This is a genomic window from Rhizobiaceae bacterium (genome assembly GCA_023953835.1).
Lineage (GTDB): Bacteria > Pseudomonadota > Alphaproteobacteria > Rhizobiales > Rhizobiaceae > Mesorhizobium_G.
Genome location: JAMLJB010000001.1, coordinates 971,112 through 993,256 on the forward strand (window position 1 = coordinate 971,112; position 22,145 = coordinate 993,256).

The window sequence follows — 22,145 nt, forward strand, 5'->3', positions numbered from 1 at the left end:
ACAATCTCGATTGAGAAGCTTCGGGGCGAATTGACGCAATGGCGGCCTATGTCCTTCGCCGTCTGTTGCTCATGATCCCGACCATATTCGGGATCATGGCGATCTCCTTCATCGTCATCCAGTTCGCGCCGGGCGGCCCTGTCGAACAGGTCATCGCGCGCATCAGCGGACAGGGCGGCGACGACCGCCTCTCGGGTGGCGGAGCCGATGCGGGCGCTGGCGGCAATTTCGATGCAAGCGGCGAAAGCTCCAAATATCGCGGCTCGCAGGGCCTCGATCCCGAATTCATCGCCAAGCTGGAACAGCAGTTCGGCTTCGACAAGCCGCCGCTGGAACGCTTCGGAAAGATGCTGTGGGACTATGCGCGCTTCGATTTCGGCGAAAGCTATTTTCGCGACATTTCGGTGCTGGACCTGATTCTTGAGAAAATGCCCGTTTCGATCACCATCGGGCTGTGGATCACCATCCTGTCGAACCTCATCTCCATTCCGCTCGGCATTCGCAAAGCGGTCAAGGACGGCTCGCGCTTCGACATCTGGACAAGCGGCGTGGTGATTGTCGCCTATGCCATTCCGGGTTTCCTGTTCGGCATCCTGCTGATGGTGCTCTTCGCGGGCGGCTCTTTCTTCGACTGGTTCCCGCTGCAAGGCCTGACCTCGGACAATTTCGACCAGTTGTCGCTCGGCGGAAAAGTGCTCGACTATCTGTGGCACATCACGCTGCCGCTCACCGCGCTTCTGCTCTCGGCCTTCGCCGTCACGACGCTTCTGACCAAGAATTCCTTTCTGGACGAAATCCGCAAGCAATATGTGGTCACGGCCCGCGCAAAGGGCCTGACCGAGCACCGCGTGCTCTACGGCCATGTGTTCCGCAACGCCATGCTGATCGTCATTGCCGGATTTCCGGGCGCCTTCATCTCGGCCTTTTTCTCCGGCTCGCTGCTGATCGAGAACATCTTCTCGCTGGACGGCCTCGGCCTGCTTGGCTGGCAGTCGGTGCTCAACCGCGACTATCCGGTCGTGTTCGCCACGCTCTACATCTTCTCGCTGATGGGCCTCATCATCAACCTCCTGTCCGACATGATCTACACCTGGATCGATCCGCGCATCGACTTCGAGCGGAGGGATGTCTGATGGCGGTCGCGGAAACTGTCGTACGCCGCCCGCGGCGTCCTTTCCTGTCCCCGCTCAACCAGCGGCGCTGGGCGAACTTCAAGGCGAACCGGCGCGGCTACTGGTCGTTGTGGATTTTCCTCGTCCTGTTTGTGCTGTCCATGTTCGCCGAATTCATTGCCAACGACCGTCCGGTTCTGGCCTTCTACAAGGGCGAAATCCTCTTCCCGAACATCGTCGACTATCCCGAGGAGAAGTTCGGCGGCTTCCTCGCCGTCACGGACTATCGCGACCCGGTCATACAGGAAGAGATCAACGCCAATGGCTGGATGATCTGGCCGCCGATCCGCTATTCCTATCGCACGCCGAACAATGAAATCCCGGAAGCCGCGCCCGCGAAACCGTCATGGATGTATCCGATAGATGTGCGCTGCCAGCGCTACCAGCAAGGGGCCGACGATCCGAACTGCACCATCGGCAACTGGAACTGGCTGGGCACCGACGACCAGACGCGCGACGTGCTCGCCCGCGTGATCTACGGCTTCCGCATCTCCGTGCTGTTCGGCCTGCTGCTGACCATCGGCTCCGCACTCATCGGCGTCTCGGCGGGCGCCATACAGGGCTATTTCGGCGGCTGGACCGATCTCATCTTCCAGCGCTTCATCGAGATATGGTCGGCCATGCCGACGCTCTATCTGCTGATGATCGTGGCGGCGATCCTGCCGCCCGGCTTCTTCATCCTGCTCGGCCTGATGATGCTGTTTTCGTGGGTCGCCTTCGTCGCGGTGGTGCGCGCCGAATTCTTGCGCGCACGCAATTTCGAATATGTGAATGCGGCGCGCGCGCTCGGCGTGACGAACGCCACGATCATCGTCCGCCATCTCTTGCCGAATGCGATGGTGGCGACGCTCACCTTCCTGCCCTTCATCCTCAACTCGTCCATCACCACCCTCACCTCGCTGGACTATCTGGGCTTCGGCCTGCCGCCGGGTTCGGCCTCGCTCGGCGAACTGCTCAAGCAGGGCCAACGCAATTTGAACGCCCCATGGCTCGGCCTCACCGGCTTCATGGTCATGGCCTTGATGCTGTCGCTCCTGATCTTCATTGGCGAAGCCACCCGCGATGCGTTCGATCCGCGGAAGACCTTCAAATGACCGCGCCGCTGCTTTCCGTCCGCGACCTGTCTGTCGCCTTCACGCAGGGCGGACGCACGACCATGGCCGTCGACCACATCCACTTCGACATCGGCAAAGGCGAGACGGTCGCGCTGGTGGGCGAGTCCGGTTCCGGCAAGTCGGTGTCCGCATTATCGGTGCTCAAGCTGCTCCCCTACCCGCCCGCGAGCCATCCGAGCGGGGCCATCGAGTTCAACGGCACGGATCTGTTGAAATGCTCCGAACCTGAGTTGCGGCGCGTGCGCGGCAACGACATCACGATCATCTTCCAGGAGCCGATGACGTCGCTCAACCCGCTTCACACCATCTCCCACCAGGTGATCGAGGTGCTGAAGCTGCACAAAGGCATGGGCGACAAGGCCGCCCTCGCCCGCACGCTGGAACTGTTCCGGGAAGTCGGCATTCGCGATCCCGAAAAGCGGCTGGACGCCTATCCGCATCAATTGTCGGGCGGCCAGCGCCAGCGCGTGATGATCGCCATGGCGCTCGCCAACGAGCCGAAGCTGCTGATTGCCGACGAGCCGACCACCGCGCTCGATGTGACGGTGCAGGCGCAGATCCTCGAATTGCTCGCAAAGCTCAAGAAGATGAACGGCATGTCGATGCTGTTCATCACGCACGATCTCGGCATTGTCCGCAAGATCGCCGACCGGGTCTGCGTCATGACGCATGGCAGGATCGTCGAGCAGGGTCCGACCGAGCGCATCTTCTCCCATCCCCAGCATGAATACACGCAGAAGCTGCTGGCGGCGGAACCGAAAGGCATGCCGCCTGTGCCCGATCCCGGCGCGCCGACGGTCATGGCCGGCGACGACATGAAGGTGTGGTTCCCGATACGCCGCGGCTTCTTCCGCAAGGTCGTGGATCATGTCAAAGCCGTGGACGGCATCGACGTGCAGGTGAGGGCAGGCCAGACCCTCGGCGTGGTGGGCGAGTCCGGTTCGGGCAAGACCACGCTCGGCCTCGCGCTGGCGCGAATGATTTCGTCGAAGGGCCGCATCGATTTCAACGGTCGCGAGATCGACACGCTCAGCTATTCGCAGATGCGCCCGCTGCGGCGCGAATTGCAGATCGTTTTTCAGGACCCTTTCGGCTCGCTCAGCCCGCGCATGTCGGTCGCCGAAATCATCGAGGAAGGGCTCAAGATTCACGAGCCGAAGCTCGACGTGGATGCGCGCGACCAGCGCGTGGTCGAGGTGCTGAACGAGGTCGGCCTCGATCCCGAGACGCGTTTCCGCTATCCGCATGAATTCTCCGGCGGCCAACGCCAGCGCGTGGCCATTGCGCGCGCCATGGTGCTCAATCCGCGTTTCGTCATGCTGGACGAGCCGACGTCGGCGCTCGACATGAGCGTGCAGGCGCAGGTGGTGGACCTGCTGCGCCGCCTGCAGGCGAAGCACAATCTCGCCTATCTGTTCATCAGCCATGACCTCAAGGTGGTCCGGGCGCTCGCCAATGACGTGATCGTGATGCGCAACGGCAAGGTGGTGGAACAAGGCCCTGCGCGGCAGATTTTCGAGGACCCGCAGACGGACTATACCCGTGCGCTGATCTCCGCAGCCTTCCGCATCGAGACGGCGAAGGAAGGCGTCGTCAGCCAGTAGTTGCAGACCGCGAGCCTCGTGCGTATGAATTCCGCGCATGAATGAAAACCGCGTTCTTCTTTCCGTCACGGGCATCAATCCGCATCGCTGGCACGAACTGCTTTCGCAGGAGCGCGAGGTGGTGCTGGAGCCGGACGGGCCGAACGATCCATCGATCCGCTATGCGGTGGTGTGGAAGCAGAGGCCGAAGCTTCTCGCCGGCCTGCCAAATCTCAAGGCGATATTCTCCATCGGTGCGGGCGTTGACCATGTTCTGGCCGACCCCACCCTGCCCGATGTCCCGATCGTGCGCGTCATAGACCCCAACCTTACCCAGCACATGGTGGAGTACATTGTGTGGCGCGTGCTCGACCACCACCGCCAGGGCGCGGCCTATCGCGCGCAGCAGGGCCGCAAGGTCTGGCACGATCGCCCGCAACGCACCGCAGGCGATATCTCCGTAGGCATCATGGGCATTGGCGCGCTCGGCTCAGCGGCAGCCGGCGCGCTCGTCTCGCTCGGCTTCCACGTCAATGGATGGAGCCGGACAGGACGCACGGTCGCGGGCGTGAACGGCTATGGCGGCGAAAGCGGACTGGTCCCCTTCCTCAACGCGACAGATATTCTTGTCGTGCTCCTGCCGCTGACGGACGAGACGCGCGGGATCGTCAACTACCAGCTTCTACGCGAATTGCGGCGGCGCAACGGCCTTGGCGGCGCGGTGCTCATCAGTGCCGGGCGCGGCAAGCTCCATAAAGATGCGGACATCCTGCGCGCGCTCGACGATGGCACGCTCAAAGAAGCCAGCCTCGATGTTTTCGAAATGGAACCGCTTCCGAAAACGAGCCCGTTCTGGACAAACCATAAGGTTTTCATCACGCCGCATGCCGCCGCAACTTCGGACCCGACGCATCTGGTTGGCCCGATGCTTGATCAGATGCGCGCCGCCGACGAAGGCAAGCCGCTGCGCCACCTGGTAGACCGATCGACGGGCTATTAAGGCCGCCTGTAGCGCGTCGGCTGGCCGTACAGATAGCCGATCCGTGCAATCGCGTCGGCCAGCGGCTCCGACGATACCATCATCGTATGGCCATTGGCGTGGATCATCATGTCTGGCCCCGTCATGATCGCGACATGGCCCTTCCAGAAAACCAGGTCGCCGCGCCGCAGCCCCCCGGCAGGATCTATCTCCGCGCCAATGGTCGCTTCCTGCATGTCCGTGTCGCGCAGCACCCTTCGGCCCGCCATCCTCATTGAAGTCTGCACCAGACCCGAACAATCGATGCCGAAGCCGGTCGTTCCTCCCCAGAGATAGGGCGTGTTCAGGAACAATTCCGCCATGGCGACAAAGTCCTGCGCGACCTCGCCGACCGGCAGGAGATGGGCCGCAATCAGCGCCTCGCCATCCGCCGTCACGGCATAATGCGTGCCCCTTGTTTCGGCGGCTCCGACGATCGATACCGCCGACCCCATGGACAAGACGGCGCGACGCGGAAACCTCAAATCCGGCCCGGGATAGACGAAAGTCCGGGGAACGGCGACGTGATGCGTGGGCTTTTCCTGCGCCTCCGCAAGCACGTTTGCCTCGACATAGCCGACATAGCCGTCATGCTCCGTCTGGACCCACGCCCACCCGTCCATTTCGTCGAACAAGGTGACGGCCGCGCCGAAGACCAGTTGCGTATCGAGGCCCGCATCGTCAGCGGGTTTGCGCCGCAGATCGGCCACCGGCGTTCGCACGAAGGCGCGGCGACCATCCGCATATCGCGGAGCGGCCACATCGGCTTTCAGCCGCGCGTCCGCGAGGTCGTCGCGGATTGCGTGCAACCGCCGGTCGAAATGCGTCAAAGTGGCAACTCCCTCGCCTTCGCAATGATCATATCACCAAGGCGCTCCACATAAAGCGCGCCTTCCACGGTGCGACGCACCAGAACGTTGCGGCGGTCGTTTTCATCGCGGTGCCGGTGGACGAGGTTAAGCGCACCCATCGTGTCGAGCGCGCGCGAAATGACCGGCTTGGTGACGCCCAGCCTTGCGGCAAGACCCCTCACGGTGTGCGGCGGCTGGTCGAGATAGATGCACAGCAGGATGGCGATCTGGCGCGTGGAAAGGTCAGGCCCCTCTTCATGGACCTCCGCAAGTGCGACCTGCTGCCATAGCCGCAGTGCCTGTATCGGACGCAGAACAACCGCCATTCCGGCAAGGATAGCCCCAAATCGTTTCGCATCCGTTTCAGGATTCAGCCGCCATGCCGGGTGGTCAGGACGTGCTCCAATGCGCGAATGCACTGCGCCTCACCGCCCACGGGCGACCACGGCTTTGCAGTCGGATTCCAGCCGAACACATCGAAATGAACCCAGCTTGCCGTCTTTTCCACAAAGCGCCTCAGGAAAAGCGCCGCCGTGATCGAGCCTGCAAATCCATCCGTCGTGACATTGTTCATGTCCGCGATCTTCGAATCCAGCTTCGACGCGTAGGGCGTCCAGAGCGGCATGCGCCACAGCGGGTCGGACACGGCGGCGGAGGCCGTCTCAAGCTCTGCCGCGAAGCCGTCGTCGTCAGTGTAAAAGGGAGGCAGATCCGGTCCAAGCGCCACGCGCGCCGCCCCCGTCAAGGTTGCCATGTCGACCAGAAGCGATGGCTCCTCCTCGTCGGCCAGCGCAAGCGCATCCGCCAGTATCAGGCGTCCTTCCGCATCGGTGTTGCCGATTTCCACCGTCACGCCCTTGCGGCTTTGCAGCACGTCGCCCGGACGGAACGCATCGCCGGAAATCGAGTTTTCGACCGCCGGTATCAGGACGCGCAAGCGCAGCTTCAGTTTCGCGGCCATGATCATGGAAGCAAGGCCAAGCACATTCGCCGCGCCGCCCATGTCCTTCTTCATCAGCAGCATGCCGCTGGCGGGCTTGATGTCGAGGCCGCCCGTGTCGAAGCACACGCCCTTCCCCACGAGTGTCACCGCTGGCGCATCTTTCGGCCCCCAGCGCAGGTCGATCAGGCGCGGCGCGTGGATCGAGGCGCGCCCCACGGCGTGGATCATGAAAAGCCGCTCGCCGAGCAGCGCATCGCCCGCGATCACGGAGACCTCTGCCCCATGCGTCTTGCCAAGCGTGCGGACTGCTTCCTCAAGCTGGTCCGGCCCCATGTCATTGGTCGGCGTGTTGATGAGGTCACGCGTGAGAAACACGCCTTCGGCCAGTCGGGACGCCCGCGCGAAATCTGCCCCGCCCGGCACGGCAAAGCGGATCTTGCGCTCGGTTTCCTTACGGTAGCGGGTGTATTCATACGCGCCGAGTTTCAGGGCGAGCGTTGCCAGCGTAGCGTCGGCAACGTCTCCTTCGAGACGCCAGTCGCCTTCGGGGAGTTCCTTCGAAAGCGCGGCCAGCCTGAGCGTTTCGGCGCTGCCGGCATGGCCGAAGAATGCGCCATCCGGCGTGCCGTCCGCACCGGGCAGGACGAGCAGCCTGCCGGCTTTTCCAGCATATCCGTTCGCCTGCGCCCAGGCATATGCACGCGCGCCCGCACCCGAGTCCTCAAGCTCTCCGGCAGAGATCAGATGGACGGGTCGGGCGTCGGCACCGGCTTCGAGGAATTCGATCTGCATGGGGCGATCCTTCATCATGCTGCGCGCTTTTGGCGGCCCGCTTTCCTCACAACCGAATGGCAGATTCCCGCAACAATTCAAGTTCTCCTGAGACCCGCCGCGTCGCGCCGTCATCCATGCCCGATTTGATTGGAGTTTCGAATTGAAGATTCCATTCATGTACACTAGTTCTCTTCAAATCCATCCCTCTGAAACTGAAAGTATTGGTTGAATAAATTCTCTTGATTCAACTTATAGTAAGGCATTCCGTTGCATAGCCCTGACCGTGTTCCCTCGCCGCCAAATGAAAATCTGCAACTGGCAAGGCAGCATTTCCTTACCGCGAGCAATCACCACAAGGCAGGCAACAGAGAAGCGGCCCTTGCGTCCTACGACATGGCAACGGCGCTCGATCCCGGCAATGCCGATGCATGGAACAATCGCGGCGCGATCCTCTACGAGTTGGGCCGGAGCCGGGAGGCCATCGAGAGCTATGATCGCGCACTTCAAGTTAGGCCCGACCATTTCGACGCGCTGATAAATCGGGGCGGGACCCATATCGCCCGGGGCGAATTTGCGGCGGCGCTGGAAAGCTTCACGGCGGTGGTTGCGCTGGAGCCTTCCCGCGCCGCAGCATGGCATGGCCTTGGCTATTGCCTCAGGCGACTGGGACGGCACGGTGAGGCGCTGGCGGGCTTCAAGCGTGCAACCGCCTGCGACGCCTCTGCCGTGAACTGGTATTTTCAGGGCCTTGCGGAACTGTCGCTCGAACTCAACTCGGAAGCGGCGGAAAGCTTCGCCTCGGCAACGAAAGCGAACCCCCGCTACATCGATGGTTGGGAAGGACGCGGCGCTGCACTGATGCGGGTGGGAAAATATCCGGCGGCGCGGGAATGCTACGAAAAAGTGTTTGCCCTGCAACCGAACCGGAACTGGACGTTCGGCACGGTCGTGCAACTGAAATTGCAGACGGCGGAATGGGCGAACCATGACGCCGACCTCGCCACCATGCGCAGCATGATCGGGCGCGGAGAAAAGGCGACCATGCCGTTCACCGCGCTCGGGCTCTTCGACGATCCGGCGCTGCAAAGGCGCGTCGCGGAAATCTACGCCGCCGTGGCCTGTCCGCCCGGTCCGACGCCTGGCCCGGTGAAAATACGCATGCCCGGCCAGCGAATGCGCGTTGGCTATTTCTCGGCCGACTTCCACAGCCATGCCACAGTTCACCTGATGGCCGGGCTGTTCGAGCAGCACGACCGGACGAAGTTCGAGATCATCGCCTTCTCGTTCGGACCTGCCGCCGACAACGAGGCCCGGAATCGGGTGGAGCGTGCGTTCGACAGGTTCATCGACGTGCGGTCGATGACCGACATTCAGGTGGCGAAGATGGCGCGCGACCTCGAAATCGACATAGCGATCGACCTCAAGGGCTACACGCAGGATGCCCGCCCGGGAATATTCGCCGCCCGGGCGGCGCCTATCCAGGTGAATTATCTGGGTTTTCCCGGCACGCTGGCGGCGAATTGCTTCGACTACCTGATCGCGGACCAGACGATCATTCCGGCGTCGAGCAGGCGTCATTATTCCGAGACAGTCGTGTACCTGCCCCATTGCTATCAGGTCAATGACGACAAGCGCCGCATTGCCGACTGGGCCCCCACGCGGACCGAACTCGATCTGCCGGAAAGCGGCTTCGTCTTTTCCTGTTTCAACAACACGTGGAAGATCACGCCGCCCGTTTTCGACATGTGGATGAGGCTGCTCACGCGCGTCGATGCAAGCGTGCTCTGGCTGCTGGAGGACAATGCGCTGGCAAGTATGAATCTCAGGCGCGAGGCGGAGCGACGGGGCGTGGACGGTGCTCGACTGATCTTTGCAAAGCGCATACCGATGGAACAACATCTGGCACGCCAGCGGGCAGCGGACCTCTTCCTCGACACCGCCCCCTACAATGCGCACACGACCGCGAGCGATGCATTGTGGGCTGGACTTCCGGTGCTGACCTGCATGGGACACGGTTTTCAGGCGCGTGTGGCCGCAAGCCTGTTGAAGGCGATTGGCCTGCCGGAAATGGTGACGACGACACTCGCCGACTACGAGTCCGTGGCAATGCAGATGGCGCTTGAACCAATGAAACTCAACCGGATCAGGGAGCGGCTTGCCGAAAATCGAAAGACCTCGCCGCTGTTCGACACGCGACGGTATTCGCGGGCGATCGAGGCTGCTTTCGAGGCCATGGCCGCGCGTTAGCGCGATGCTCCATCGGGTTAACAAGGTATTGAAATAGAACGTCCTTTCAGCGGCCCGTTAACCAAGCGTTAGGGTTAACAGAATATTTCTTCGAGAGGTTGCGGTAAGGGGCCGCTGTGGAGCAAAGAGATGGCGATCAGTACCAACAATGCCGGAAAGTCAACCGGCAGGCGCATCATCAGGACCGCAATGGCGTTGGCGCTCGCGGCGAGCGTTTCGGCATGCGCCAACAGCAAGATGACCACAGGTTCGATCAACAATGACGGTTCCGGGCAGCCGGAAACCTTCGCGGCCACGGGTGATGCCAGTTCGCTCGGGCGCGCCTATGCCGCCAATCCCGCCAGCAAGTCGACGGCGCTCGGATATGCCAATGCGCTGCAGGCAGGTGGCAATACGGATCAATCACTTGCGGTGATGCGCAAGCTCGCCATCGAGCATCCGAAAGACCGCGAAGTGCTGGCCGCCTACGGCAAGGCGCTTGCCGCCGCAGGGCAATTCGAGCCCGCACTTTCGGCGGTGCGCAGGGCGCAGACCCCCGAATATCCGGACTGGCGGCTGCTCTCCGCTGAAGGGTCGATCGTCGACCAGCTGGGCAATCGCGAACAGGCGCGGGTGCTCTATCGCAAGGCGCTGGACATCCAGCCGAACGAGCCGAGCGTGCTGTCCAATCTCGGCATGTCCTATGTGTTGCAGGGCGACCTGCAGACGGCGGAAAAATATCTGTCCACGGCCGTCAAGCAGCCCGGCGCGGATAGCAGGGTCAGGCAGAACCTCGCGCTGGTGGTCGGCCTGCAGGGGCGTTTCGGCGAGGCGGAACAGATCGCCAGCCAGGAGCTTTCGCCCGATCAGGCCAAAGCGAACGTCGCCTATCTGCGCAGCATGCTCTCCCAGCAAAACGCCTGGAGCGAGCTCAAGGATCAGGAAACGAACACCAATTAATGGCGTCGAATTTGCGCATTCTGCGCGCAAAAATCGCCAAACAGTCGAAAACGCGACCGTAAAAATCCGCGCTTGCGCGGATTTTCCGGTTTTTTGCGTTGCGTTTTGCGCTTAGCGACCGCCGCTCATCATTCCCGAGAAGCCTCCCTGTGCGCTGATCTGCATGCCGGCAGGTCCGAGGATCACCATGAACAGGACCGGCAGGAAAAACAGGATCATCGGGACGGTCAGTTTCGGCGGCAGGGCAGCCGCCTTCTTCTCGGCGGCGATGAGGCGGGCCTCGCGGCTTTCCTGAGCAAGCACACGCAACGCGTGTCCAACCGGGGTACCATAGCGCTCGGCCTGGACGAGGGCCTGCGTCACCGACTTCACCGCATCCACGCCGGTGCGCGAGGCAAGGTTCTCATATGCCTGCCGCCTTTCCTGGAGGAATGACAGTTCCGCGGTGGTCAGCACCAGTTCCTCGGCGAGATCGACCGACTGGGACCCGATCTCCTCGGCCACCTTGCGCAGGGCGGCTTCGACCGACATGCCGGACTCCACGCAGATCAGCATGAGGTCGAGCGCGTCGGGCCATGCCTTCTGGATCGACGCCTTACGCTTGTTGGCGCGATTGTTGATATAGAGAACAGGCGCATAGAAGCCTGCATAGGCGGCCAGCACGCAGATGAAGAAGCGGATGGGCGCGGCCTGCTCGGCGAACTCGCCAAGGCCGTAGATATAGAACAGCGCGCCGCCGAAAAACACAAAGGGCAGCACCAGCCGGAAGAACAGCAGGCGCGTCAGCGGATCGTTGCCGCGAAAACCGGCGACCCGCAGCTTGGCGACCGTATTGTCGTCGGCCAGGGCGCGCCGCAGGTCGAGCCGCTCGACGATGGACCGCATGCCGGCGGATTCCTCGACGCGCAATCCGCGCCGCCGGTTCTCGGCTTCGGCCAGACGCGTGCGCTGACGGTTCCTGAGTTCCTCGCGTTCCAGCGCGACCGACTTCATGCGCGAGGCCAGCGTGTTGCCGCTGAAGCTCGGGATGATGGTGAGCAGCGAGGCAAAGACCGCCACCGCAACCAGCAGGGAGATCAGGAACGATCCGTCGGTGAGCGTGGAGAAAACATAGTTCGTCATGGTCTATACCTCGAAATTCATCATCTGGCGCATGATGAAGATGCCGATGCCCATCCAGAACAAGCCGATGCCGATGATGAGATTGCCGGTCGACGTCGTGAACAGCGGCATGATGTAGGTCGGACTTGTCAGGTAGACGAGAAACGCCACCACCACGGGCAGCGCGCCGATGATGACGGCGGACGCCTTGGCTTCCATCGACAGGGCGTTTACCTTCGCCTTCATCTTCTTGCGGTCGCGCAGCACGCGCGACAGATTTCCGAGCGCTTCGGAAAGGTTGCCGCCGGCCTGCGACTGGATCTGGATGACGATGCCGAAGAACCCCGCCTCGGCGCAGGGCATGGTTTCGGTCATGCGCATGGCGGCCTCGGGCACCGGCATGCCGACCCCCTGCGCTTCGACGATTCTGCGGAATTCAGTGCGCACCGGCTCGCGCGATTCGGTGGCGATCAGCCGGATGCCGTCATTCAGCGGGAGGCCGGATTTCACAGCGCGCACGATGATGTCGAGCGCGTTCGGAAACTCTTCGAGAAACTGCTTCACGCGCCGCTTCCTGAGGAACGACACGATGAAGCGCGGAAGCCCCACGCCGCCCACAATGGCAATTGCGGGCAGCAGGTAGAACGGCATGGCGATCATCCATCCGCCAATGGTCAGCACCACGCCGCAAATGGCGGAAAGCACGTAGAACCGCTGCATCGACATGCTGAGACCCGCCTGCCTGATCTGGATTTTCAGGGGCGGGCGCATCGTGTTGCGCTCGCGGGCCTTGTTCTTGTCCTCGAGGTCCTTGAGCGATTCCTGAACCGCCCTGCGGCGCTTGGTGACATCTGCCTGGCGGTCGCGCATGACCTTGGCGGCAGTGCGGTCCTCCTCGGCGCGCTTGACGCTTTCGAAGCGCCGCTGCTGGTGCTTTTCCTCGCGCACGGTGTTGAAGAGGATTGCATAGGCGAGCGCGCCGGCTGAAACCGCCGACAGCACGAGAATGCCGATGAAGGTCACATCGAGCCCGAACACCTGCACTGTACCAACTCCTTACGCCGAACACACGCTCCGGGACGACCGGACTACAAAATCAATCTCTCTGGACTTCCATGGCTTCGAGGGCATTGGCGAGACGCTGCTCCTCGCCGAAATAGCGGGCGCGCTCCCAGAATTGCGGGCGGCCAATCCCGGTCGAGACGTGATGGCCGGCAAGCCTGCCATTCTGGTCCTCGCCCGTGATGTTATAGAGAACGATGTCCTGGGTGATGATGACATCGCCTTCCATGCCGATCACCTCGGTGATGTGGGTGATGCGACGCGAACCGTCGCGCAGGCGGGCGGCCTGGATGATGACATCCACCGAACCGACGATGATTTCACGAACCGTTTTCTGCGGCAGCGAATAGCCGCCCATGGCGATCATGGATTCCATGCGGTTCAGGCATTCACGCGGGCTGTTGGAGTGGATGGTGCCCATCGATCCGTCGTGACCGGTGTTCATGGCCTGCAACAGGTCGAACACTTCGGGGCCGCGCACCTCGCCCACGATGATGCGTTCGGGACGCATGCGCAGGCAGTTCTTGACGAGGTCGCGCATGGTGACCTGCCCCTCGCCCTCGAGGTTGGGCGGGCGCGTTTCGAGGCGAACCACATGCGGCTGCTGGAGCTGCAATTCGGCGGAGTCTTCGCAGGTAATGACGCGCTCTTCGCGATCGACATAGTTCGTCAGGCAGTTGAGCAGCGTCGTCTTGCCGGAGCCGGTGCCGCCCGAAATGATGACGTTGCAGCGCACGCGACCGATGATCTTCAGAATTTCAGAGCCTTCCGGCGAGATTGCCCCGAACCGCACAAGCTGGTCGAGCGTCAGCTTGTCCTTCTTGAACTTGCGGATGGTGAGTGCTGCACCGTCGATGGCCAGCGGCGGGGCGATGACGTTGACGCGGGAACCGTCGGGCAGGCGCGCGTCGCAGATCGGCGAAGATTCGTCGACGCGGCGGCCAACCTGGCTCACGATGCGCTGGCACACATTGAGAAGCTGCTGGTTGTCACGAAAGCGGATGCCGGTCTTTTCGACCTTGCCGTTCACTTCGATGTAGATCTGCTTCGCGCCGTTGACCATGATGTCGGCGATGTCGTCGCGCGCCAGAAGCGGCTCCAGCGGTCCATAGCCGAGAACGTCGTTGCAGATGTCGTCGAGCAGTTCCTCCTGCTCGGCAATCGACATTGCGAAGTTCTTGATCGCGATGATGTCGTTGACGATATCGCGAATCTCTTCCCTGGCGTTTTCCGGTTCGAGCTTGGCGAGCTGCGACAGGTCGATCGTATCGATCAGCGCGGAAAACACCTGGCTCTTGGTGTCGTAATAGGCGTCGCTTCGTTCGCGGGTGGCGGGCTTGGGCGGTTCGGGGGCGCGCACCGGCTCAGGCGCGACACGGGCTGCCGGACGAGGCGCGGTCGCAACCGGAGCCGAAGCGGGTTCCCGCGCTGGCGCCGCCGGGGGCACGGGTGGCCTCAGGCCATTGCCCCTTGGCTCTTCATTGCCTCTTCTGCCGAACATCGTTCCTACGCACCGCTCTTACTTGAACTCATGGTCATTGCGCCACCGGGAGAGCAGAGCGGCGCTTGCCGCGCCTGCGTCATACCCCTCATCCGCCTGCCGGCACCTTCTCCCACAAGGGGAGAAGGACGATAATCCACAGCGCCGACGTTCCCCTCGCCCCGCATGCGGGTAGAGGGTGAGGGGCAGCATGCAACTTGCCGCGCCTGCGCCATACCCCTCGTCCGCCTGCCGGCACCTTCTCCCACAAGGGGAGAAGGGGATGCCATCATCGGCGGCTCAAATCTCCGAAGTTTCAGAATTCGCGAGAGATCGCGGAAAGTCCCCTTCTCCCCTTGTGGGAGAAGGTGCCGGCAGGCGGATGAGGGGTATGAAACCATCTCCCCGCGCCTCACTTCTTCTTCCGCTTGAGCCTGCCCAGAAGGCTACCCAATGATTTCTGCTTCTTCTGCTTGATCTCGCCTCGTCCAGTCAGCACGCGGGCGATTTCCGCGAACTGCTGGGTGACGGGATTCTTCGCGTCGGTCTCTCCGATCATGCGCCCGCTGTTGCCGGCCTTGCCGAAAAGCTGCGGATCGAAGGGAATAACCGCCAGCGGCTCGATGCCCAGCGGATCGGTGAACTCCTTCGGCGCGATCTCCGGGCGCTTCGGCATACCGACCTGGTTGAGGATAAGCTTCGGCGCCGCGTCGTTCGGGCGAAGCTTCATCAGCATGTCGATCATCGTCTTCGCGTTGCGCAGATTGGCAAGCTCGGGCGTGGCGGTGATGACCACTTCATCGGCATGGATCAGCGTCTGCTTCGCCCAGCCGGTCCAGACATGCGGCAGGTCGAGGATCAGCACCGGCGCGCTGCGCTGAGCGGTGTCGATGATCTGGCTGAAGGCGTCGCTGTCGAAATCATAGGTCCGGTCGAGCGTCGACGGCGCGGCGAGGAGCGAAAGATGCTCGGCGCATTGCGTGAGCAGGCGGTCGAGATAGACTTCGTCCACCCGGTCCGGCGCGAACACCGCCTCGGCCATGCCCTGCGGCGGGTCCTGGTCGAAATTGATGTTCGCGGTGCCGAAGGCAAGGTCGAGATCGGCAACGACGACTTCCGACTTGAACAGGGTCGAGATGCTCCACGCGACATTGTGCGCAATGGTTGAGGAGCCGACACCGCCTTTTGCGCCCACGAAGGCAATGGAATTGCCCATCGGCGCGGCTTCGGGATCGACGAATATGCCGGCGACCACGCCGACGATGTCGGACATCGCAACCGGAGCGACCATGTATTCAGAAATGCCCGCGCGCATCAGCTCGCGATAAAGGCCGACATCGTTGTAGTGGCCGATGATGATGACCTTGGTGGCGGGATCGCACAGTTCCGAAAGCTGCTGGAGCTGGTCCATCAATGCCTTCGGCTCGCTGCGCGATTCGAGGATGATGAGGTTGGGCGTCGGCGCGGACTGGTAAAATTCCAGCGCCGTCGAGATGCCGCCCATATGCACCTTGAGATGCGTCTTCATCATGCGGCGGTCCTGGCCCGCCCGCTCGATGGGGCTGGCGACCGCCTCGGTCTCGCAGAAGGCCTGGATGGAAATGCGCGGAATGGGCCTCACCGAGCGAAGCGCGGCGGAATCGCCGTCTTCGTCGCCGATGTGCTCCTCAAGGGCCAGATTGCTCATGTCGGGGTTCCCTGCCCACTACTATTCCGCGAAATCATAACTGCCATACGCTTAATAATTGATGGTCGGCACGAATGGCCGCGAGTTCACACGATAATCGTCGATGACCACGCTGCGGTTTTCGGCGTCGATCGTGGTCTGCTTGCGCGGGCCAAGCAGGTCGTTCGGGTTGGAAAGCTGCGCGGCCACATTGTTCTGGTAGGCGCAGCCGAAATTCGCATAGTGGGTGTTGTCCCTGGTGCGCGTGAGGTCTTCCGGCCAAAGCCCGCATTCATTCGTCGTCGCGCGGATCGCGTTGTAGGCAACGCGCACCGGCGCGGAAACGTCGGGGGCGCCAGCCTCATAGGTGACGATGCTGATGCGTCCGGCGGGCACGCCGTTGGCCTTCGCCACGCGTGCAAAATCCTTTGCGGCGCGGGCGGCGGCGGCATCGTTGAGCGCGCCGTTCGGGCGCATGATCATCAACACCGGCGCGGCGTGCTTGTCATAGTTCGCGAGGAACCCTTCAAGCGTCTGCACCTGCGCCCTTGTCGCGCCGCGTTCGGTCGAGCCGACCGGCAGGTCGATGGAGGTTTCCTGTTCGGAAATGGAGATGGGATGGTTGGTCCGGTAGTCATCCGGTATGGTCGCCGTTTTCATGCGATCCGCGCATCCGGCGAGCGCGATCATGGCCAACGGGGCGGCTACCGTAACGATCCGCATGGAGACACGAAGCATGATTGACCCCTCAAATCATTTGTAGATGTAGCCGACGACGCCATGATATTGGCCGTTCGGTTTGGCTGCGCTTGCTGTTCCGTAAATCCGGTTGACCTTGCCCATGAAGTAGCCGTCGAGGTCGCCCGCCGGATTGAAATTGTCGGTCGGCAGCGACTGGTCGGCGCGTGCGGTGGGCTTGGTCAGGTAAGGCGTGATCAGGATGACCAGCTCGGTCTCGTTGCGCACGAAATCGCGGCTGCGGAACATGGTCCCGAGCACGGGAATCTTCGAGGCCCCCGGCAATCCGTTAATGACCTGGCGCACATCGTCGCGCACGAGGCCGGCTATCATCATCGTGCCGCCCGAGGGCAGTTCGACGGTGGTATCCGCGAGGCGTTTGCGCAGCGAGATGATGCTGGTGCTGCCGCCCGTTGCGATCGAGCCCTCATTTGTGGGTTCGGAGACGCTGGTGCGCACCTTGAGGCTGATGCGGCCCGCAGAGAGCACGACCGGCTTGAATTCGAGGCCGATGCCGTATTCGATCTTCTCGTGCTCCCATGTCGGGTCGCCGTCGAGGTTTTCCTCCGACCTGTTTTCGGAATAGCCGGTGACGATGTTGAACTCGCCGCCGACGCGGAAGGTCGCCTGCTCGCCCGAGACGGCGGTGAGCGTCGGTTCGGCCAGCGTCTTCATAACGCCCGCCTGCTCCATCGCGTCGAGTGACATGTCGAGCGCCGTGGCGCCTGCCTTGAACAGGCCGAGCGTCGAGCCGCCGCTGCCGATCAGCGATTTGCCGAGGCCGTAGACATTGTTGCTGACGGTGCCGAAGGTCAGTCCGTCGCTGTTGGTGTTGCTGGCCATCAGGTTGACGCCGAGCTGCTTCATCACGTTGCGGCTGACTTCGGCGACCGTGACCTTCAGCATCACCTGGTCCTCTCCGATGATCTGGAGCAGGTTCACGATCTTGGAAACCTGGCGCTGCTGGTCCGGGTTGTCGATGGACACGCCGCCGCCGTCGGTCGGGGCCGATGCGGTCTGGGCATACTGGCCGGTCGTCGCTTCGCCGCCCGTGACGAAGATCTGGGCGAGTTCGGCGGCACGCTTCGCGTCGAGCGGCGTATCGACGGTGCCGGTCAGCACCACATTGTCATTCAGAAGCTCGACCTTCACGTCCGAGGTCGGCAGGATCTTCTTGATGTAGGCTTCAAGACCGGCCACGTCGCGCTCGATCTGGAGGTCGAGGCTGGCGATCTGCTCGCCATTGGCCCCGAACACGAAGATGTTGGTTTCGCCCACCGCCTTGCCGAACAGGTAGATGCGGCGCGAGGTGCGCGTGACCGCGTCGGCGACCGCCGGGTTCGCCACCAGAATGTCGTAGGCGTCGTTCGGAAGGTCGATGACGATGGATTTGTTGAGGCCGAGCTTGATGCGCTGGCTGGCGGTCGTGGCCGTCACGCGCGTCGAGGCCGCCTGCGCTTCCGAGGACTCCCATTTCGGCGTCGCGACAAGCACCGCGACCGTTGACGCCAGAAGGATTGCCGCTTTTGACGCTTTCATTGTCGAGATCATTCCCTGCCCCCAACCTCTGTGACCTCACCGGACTTGATAAGCCGCACTGTCCCTGTGCGGCCCTGTCCGGAAACGAGATAGTCCGCTTCGCGGCTCGGCTTTTCCTGCGCATCGGCCACCGACCGGAGCGCCAGCGTCAGCCGGTCCGCCATCTGCTGCGCGACCGTGATGATTTCCGCCTGCTGCGACGTGAGTTCCAGCGTGGCGGTGTCGCCGACGCGGACCTTCTTGCCGTCCTCGTCCTCCTGGATCGTCTGGTCTATGGCCAGCACCTTGATGTTCTGGAGGATGGTTTCCGTCGTGAAGCCGGCAGCACCGCCTGAGGAGGCGTCGGCGCGGCGCGTCATGATGACGTCCACGAAATCGTTCGGCAGGATGAAGCCGCCCGCCGAGGTGTCTGCGGCGATCTGCACCGCGACCGCGCGCTTGCCCGCCGGAAGGATCGACGACAGGAAACTCTGGCCCTCGCCGACCAGCTTGGAGCGCCGCAGCGGCTCACCCGCATAGAGCGCGACGCGGGCAAGCGACTTGCCAAGCGTCTCAAGCGAGTCCGGCTCGGCCTCGCGGGTGATGAAACCTTGCGCGACATTGCTCGCGGGCCATGATTGCCACGCGATCTTGCCGTCCAGCGGCGAGCCCATCGGCACGTCGCCCGTCAGCACCAGCACTTCCTTCAGGTTGATCGAAGGCGTGTCGGATTTGACCACGACCCGCTGCGGCACGAGCATTGTCTTTGCAACATAGCCGGCGCCGATCGCTGCTGCGACCGCCACCCCAAGTATGAGCACTCTCGATGCTGCCATGCGACCGGCTCCCTGCCTGCGGATCACCTGTTGTGGCCCGACATTGCAGCGGCAATCGTCAAATTATGGTTAACAGAATGCTTACGGTTGCGCTTAATTATGTACTTCCAGCTAATATGACGATCAGCCGGCGAGCCGGTTCAGCGCCCAGATCATCAGGGGCGATTGCGCGTAGGCGATGACGCCGCCCGCGCCGAGCGCGATGCCGTAGGGAACGCCTTTTGCATCCGCCGCGAAGTTGCGCAGGAAGCGGCTTTGATGAGCCAGGTGATGCAAGGGCGAGCGGCGGAACACCAGGATCATCAAGGTCAACTGGCCGCCGATCAGCGTGATCGCCATTAAATAATTAATGAGGGAGGGGCCGAACCCCATCCACACCGCACTCGCAGCGATGAGCTTGGCGTCGCCGCCGCCCATTCCGCCGAAAGCGAACAGCGCGAATGTGACCGCAAGCAGCAGCGCACCCGCCAGCAGGTGCATGCCGATGACGCCAGCCGGCATGCCGGTCGCCGGCGCGACCACGAGGAATGCCCCCAGCAGCAGCAGCGGCACGATGTTGTTTATCTTCATGGACAGCACGTCAGAGACGGCTGCAAAGAACATGCAGAATGGAAAAACGACGAGGATGATTGCTTCAGCCATGTTGAATTGTCCTGCACGCGCTCTGTCGAAAAGAAAAGGCCGCCCTTGAGGACGGCCTTCTGTTCGGTGACTACCGACCGGCCGCAGCCGTCAAACCGCCTGTTACGGCTGGTTCGCGTCGATTTCGCCAGAGATGGCGGTGAACGTGGTATCCAGCGAGGTGCCGAGCGCCTTGGCGCCGGTGATGATGGCGACAGCGATGAGGCAGGCGATCAGGCCGTACTCGATAGCGGTTGCGCCCGACTCGTCCTTAACAAAACGTGCGATGAGATTGGACATTCCCTTACTCCATTTGTTTGCAGCTCTCTCCGTCGGCTTTTTTCTTGCAGATCGGATGCTGCGAAACTACGCGGGAGCTGTTGCAATCGCCTTAAGAAATACCCTTACCAATTCCTTTCTTTCTGCAAGTCTGTGCTGTAGTTAATACTCTTTCATCTTCCATCGTAAAAATACATAAGATAAAATTTTACTCAATATAAGAACAACTGGCTCTATATATTATAGTGAGCGAGCGGCCCGTCCGCCGGGCAGGCAAACGGCACTTAACGGTTGGTTCACCAATTTGATTCACTTTCCATTGAATCGAAAAGGCTGGAGCCTCCTTATGAACCCTTCCCCGGTAATTCGCTGCATCGCCTATGCGCTCGCATGCAAGCTGCTGCTGACGGCAGCGCCCGGGCTGGCCGCGGACGGCATCCAGGTCGAGACCAACCAGGCCAAGATCGTGAAGCTGCCGCAGGCCGCCGACACCGTGATCGTCGGCAATCCGGAAATCGCCGATGTCGCCGTTCAGGACGACAGGACCATCGTAATTACCGGAAAGGGCTTCGGTGTCACAAACCTCGTGGTGCTGACCCGCGAGGGCACCGCGATCGTCGACCAGCAGATCACCGTGTCGAGGCAGACCGTATCGACGCTGCGCGTCTACCGCCGTGCGGATGTGCAGACCCTGTCGTGCACGCCGTTCTGCGAAGCGGCCTATGCGAGCAGTTCGGAAGCGCGCTCCGACGCCTCGATGGGTGCGCAATAGCGCATCTCTCCCACGGCCAGTCGTTAACTGTGCGTAAAGTTCGACGGCACATTTCAACGTGACCTTCAAACTGTAATTCAACGCCTCTCGTTCATACTCGCTGCCGGTGGGAAGCAGCAGGGTTACGGGTATGACAGGGACATCGCAAAGGTGCAGGCGGCCGCGAAGGCCGTTGATACGGCTGCGTTTGAGCCGATTTGTACGCAATTCGGACGGCGCGACGGCTATCGAATTCGGGCTGCTCGCCATTCCGTTCCTCATGGCCTTGTTCGCAATCCTGGAAACGGGCATCTCGATGGCGGTGCAGCAGATGCTGGTCAACGCGACCGATGACGTTGCGCGCCAGATCCGCACCGGCCAGATCACCTCCACGAACCAGACCGCGCTCAAGAATCTCATCTGCGACCGCATCGAGCTCCTGGTCAGCGACGGCTGCCCCGGCTTGCGGGTGGACCTGCGGTCCTATGCGTCGTTTCAGGCGGCAGCCGACCAGAACGTCCGTGTGACGAACAACAATGTGGCGCTCCTGGACAACAACGGCAACAGCCTGCCGCTGGCGGCACAGATCGGGGGCCCGAAATCGAAGCAGACGCTGCGCGCCTATTATTTCTGGCCGCTGCTGACCAAGATGCTGGAATCCTCAATGTCGACCGGAGGCACCGGCAAGCGGGTGCTTTCGGCTTCGCAGACCTGGCAGAACGAAGATTATTGAGTGGGCGCCATGACCGGTACCAATACAGACAAATTTGAGCCTTTCAGGAACTCAGCCATGGGCCGCATCGCGAACGCATGGGGCATTGCGGGCACGATTGCCCGGATCAGGCGCTTCCGCAACGCGTGCGGCGGCGTTGCCGCAGTTGAGTTCGCGATCCTCATGCCACTGCTGCTGTGCATGTATTTCGGCTCGATCGAAATCATGCAGGCCGTCGATGCGAACCGCAAGCTCGGGCGGGTTTCGTCCCAGATTGCCGATTTGGCGTCGCAGCAGACCAACACGACGAGAGCCACGCTCGACGCCATCATGCAGATCGGTGAGGCATCGCTGATGCCCTACGACAGATCGGAGCCCGACATCCGCATCACTGCCGTGAAAATGTCGAACTCCGCATCGCCCACCGCCACCGTGCTCTGGAAGCGCAATCGCATTGGCGGCAACTTCTCCAGCGCGCCCGCTTCCGGCGAAGTGGTCGATGTGCCCGCGACATTCAAGGTCAAGGAACAGGTGGTCATCAAGGTGGAAACTTCGATGGACTACAATCTCCTGCTCGCCTGGGACGGGCAGAGTGCTTCCCGATATGGCGTTGCAGGCTTCTTCAGCGGCATTCCGATGAAGAAAGTTTCCTATTACCGGCCCCGCGTCGGCGATACGGTCAACTGCAGCGACTGCTGAAGCCTGATTGCCAAAGGCCACGGCGAACACTATCTCTCGC

Annotated in this window: 21 protein-coding genes; 9 read left to right on the forward strand and 12 right to left on the reverse strand. The window is 62.0% G+C overall.

What is annotated here, in order from left to right; genetic code table 11:
• The first annotated feature begins 38 nt into the window (after positions 1 to 38).
• From M9924_04555 to M9924_04570, 4 genes are read left to right on the forward strand one after another with little or no spacing between them, the layout of a single operon-like run.
• The gene (locus M9924_04555) at positions 39 to 1,133 is read left to right on the forward strand and encodes a microcin C ABC transporter permease YejB (GenBank protein ID MCO5063668.1); all 1,095 of its coding nucleotides are present in this window, start codon (positions 39 to 41) and stop codon (positions 1,131 to 1,133) included.
• Positions 1,133 to 2,266, forward strand: a complete 1,134-nt coding sequence (locus tag M9924_04560; GenBank protein MCO5063669.1) for an ABC transporter permease — start codon at positions 1,133 to 1,135, stop codon at positions 2,264 to 2,266. Before M9924_04555 ends, M9924_04560 begins: the two co-directional genes overlap by 1 nt.
• Complete coding sequence (locus M9924_04565) at positions 2,263 to 3,891, forward strand: ABC transporter ATP-binding protein (protein MCO5063670.1); 1,629 nt, start codon at positions 2,263 to 2,265, stop codon at positions 3,889 to 3,891. The genes M9924_04560 and M9924_04565 overlap by 4 nt, the downstream gene beginning before the upstream one ends.
• 37 nt (positions 3,892 to 3,928) lie before the next feature.
• Positions 3,929 to 4,870 carry a glyoxylate/hydroxypyruvate reductase A gene (locus M9924_04570; protein ID MCO5063671.1) on the forward strand — a complete coding sequence of 314 codons (942 nt, stop codon included), beginning with the start codon at positions 3,929 to 3,931 and terminating at the stop codon, positions 4,868 to 4,870.
• Here the strand turns inward: M9924_04570 and M9924_04575 are convergent.
• The 3 genes from M9924_04575 to M9924_04585 are packed head-to-tail and all read right to left on the reverse strand — an operon-like array spanning position 4,867 to position 7,474.
• Positions 4,867 to 5,718: an NlpC/P60 family protein gene (locus tag M9924_04575; protein ID MCO5063672.1), complete on the reverse strand. Its 852-nt coding sequence runs from the start codon at positions 5,716 to 5,718 to the stop codon at positions 4,867 to 4,869. The two genes, M9924_04570 and M9924_04575, sit on opposite strands and share 4 nt — an antisense overlap.
• Positions 5,715 to 6,065 (reverse strand): MarR family transcriptional regulator, encoded by a 351-nt coding sequence (locus M9924_04580; GenBank protein ID MCO5063673.1) that lies wholly within the window; start codon positions 6,063 to 6,065, stop codon positions 5,715 to 5,717. Before M9924_04580 ends, M9924_04575 begins: the two co-directional genes overlap by 4 nt.
• Before the next feature lie 44 nt (positions 6,066 to 6,109).
• Positions 6,110 to 7,474: a leucyl aminopeptidase family protein gene (locus M9924_04585; protein ID MCO5063674.1), complete on the reverse strand. Its 1,365-nt coding sequence runs from the start codon at positions 7,472 to 7,474 to the stop codon at positions 6,110 to 6,112.
• Positions 7,475 to 7,723: 249 nt separating this feature from the next.
• On the opposite strand from M9924_04585, the gene M9924_04590 reads away from it, so the two are divergent.
• Both M9924_04590 and M9924_04595 read left to right on the forward strand, forming a co-directional pair.
• Positions 7,724 to 9,703: a tetratricopeptide repeat protein gene (locus M9924_04590; GenBank protein MCO5063675.1), complete on the forward strand. Its 1,980-nt coding sequence runs from the start codon at positions 7,724 to 7,726 to the stop codon at positions 9,701 to 9,703.
• A 129-nt stretch (positions 9,704 to 9,832) separates the two neighbouring features.
• Complete coding sequence (locus tag M9924_04595) at positions 9,833 to 10,642, forward strand: tetratricopeptide repeat protein (protein ID MCO5063676.1); 810 nt, start codon at positions 9,833 to 9,835, stop codon at positions 10,640 to 10,642.
• Between the two features lie 111 nt (positions 10,643 to 10,753).
• Here M9924_04595 and M9924_04600 read toward each other — a convergent pair whose 3' ends face one another.
• The 9 genes from M9924_04600 to M9924_04640 all read right to left on the reverse strand — a co-directional run bounded on the left by M9924_04600 (position 10,754) and on the right by M9924_04640 (position 19,964).
• Positions 10,754 to 11,764: a type II secretion system F family protein gene (locus M9924_04600; protein ID MCO5063677.1), complete on the reverse strand. Its 1,011-nt coding sequence runs from the start codon at positions 11,762 to 11,764 to the stop codon at positions 10,754 to 10,756.
• Between the two features lie 3 nt (positions 11,765 to 11,767).
• Entirely contained in the window at positions 11,768 to 12,781 is a 1,014-nt protein-coding gene (locus M9924_04605) for a type II secretion system F family protein (GenBank protein ID MCO5063678.1), read from the reverse strand.
• 58 nt (positions 12,782 to 12,839) lie between these two features.
• Entirely contained in the window at positions 12,840 to 14,306 is a 1,467-nt protein-coding gene (locus M9924_04610) for a CpaF family protein (protein ID MCO5063679.1), read from the reverse strand.
• 391 nt (positions 14,307 to 14,697) lie between these two features.
• On the reverse strand, positions 14,698 to 15,972 hold the full coding sequence (locus M9924_04615) for an AAA family ATPase (GenBank protein ID MCO5063680.1): 1,275 nt from the start codon (positions 15,970 to 15,972) through the stop codon (positions 14,698 to 14,700).
• 51 nt (positions 15,973 to 16,023) lie between these two features.
• Entirely contained in the window at positions 16,024 to 16,689 is a 666-nt protein-coding gene (locus M9924_04620; GenBank protein MCO5063681.1) for a CpaD family pilus assembly lipoprotein, read from the reverse strand.
• A 15-nt stretch (positions 16,690 to 16,704) separates the two neighbouring features.
• The gene (locus M9924_04625) at positions 16,705 to 18,228 is read right to left on the reverse strand and encodes a type II and III secretion system protein family protein (protein MCO5063682.1); all 1,524 of its coding nucleotides are present in this window, start codon (positions 18,226 to 18,228) and stop codon (positions 16,705 to 16,707) included.
• 8 nt (positions 18,229 to 18,236) lie between these two features.
• On the reverse strand, positions 18,237 to 19,043 hold the full coding sequence (cpaB, locus tag M9924_04630; GenBank protein ID MCO5063683.1) for a Flp pilus assembly protein CpaB: 807 nt from the start codon (positions 19,041 to 19,043) through the stop codon (positions 18,237 to 18,239).
• Between the two features lie 123 nt (positions 19,044 to 19,166).
• Positions 19,167 to 19,685, reverse strand: coding sequence for a prepilin peptidase (locus M9924_04635; GenBank protein MCO5063684.1), 519 nt, complete (start codon positions 19,683 to 19,685; stop codon positions 19,167 to 19,169).
• A 102-nt stretch (positions 19,686 to 19,787) separates the two neighbouring features.
• Positions 19,788 to 19,964, reverse strand: coding sequence for a Flp family type IVb pilin (locus M9924_04640; GenBank protein MCO5063685.1), 177 nt, complete (start codon positions 19,962 to 19,964; stop codon positions 19,788 to 19,790).
• 325 nt (positions 19,965 to 20,289) lie between these two features.
• On the opposite strand from M9924_04640, the gene M9924_04645 reads away from it, so the two are divergent.
• The 3 genes from M9924_04645 to M9924_04655 all read left to right on the forward strand — a co-directional run bounded on the left by M9924_04645 (position 20,290) and on the right by M9924_04655 (position 22,105).
• Entirely contained in the window at positions 20,290 to 20,715 is a 426-nt protein-coding gene (locus M9924_04645; GenBank protein ID MCO5063686.1) for a pilus assembly protein N-terminal domain-containing protein, read from the forward strand.
• 187 nt (positions 20,716 to 20,902) lie between these two features.
• Positions 20,903 to 21,427, forward strand: coding sequence for a pilus assembly protein (locus M9924_04650; protein ID MCO5063687.1), 525 nt, complete (start codon positions 20,903 to 20,905; stop codon positions 21,425 to 21,427).
• A 57-nt stretch (positions 21,428 to 21,484) separates the two neighbouring features.
• Positions 21,485 to 22,105, forward strand: coding sequence for a pilus assembly protein (locus tag M9924_04655; GenBank protein MCO5063688.1), 621 nt, complete (start codon positions 21,485 to 21,487; stop codon positions 22,103 to 22,105).
• Positions 22,106 to 22,145 lie beyond the last annotated feature (40 nt).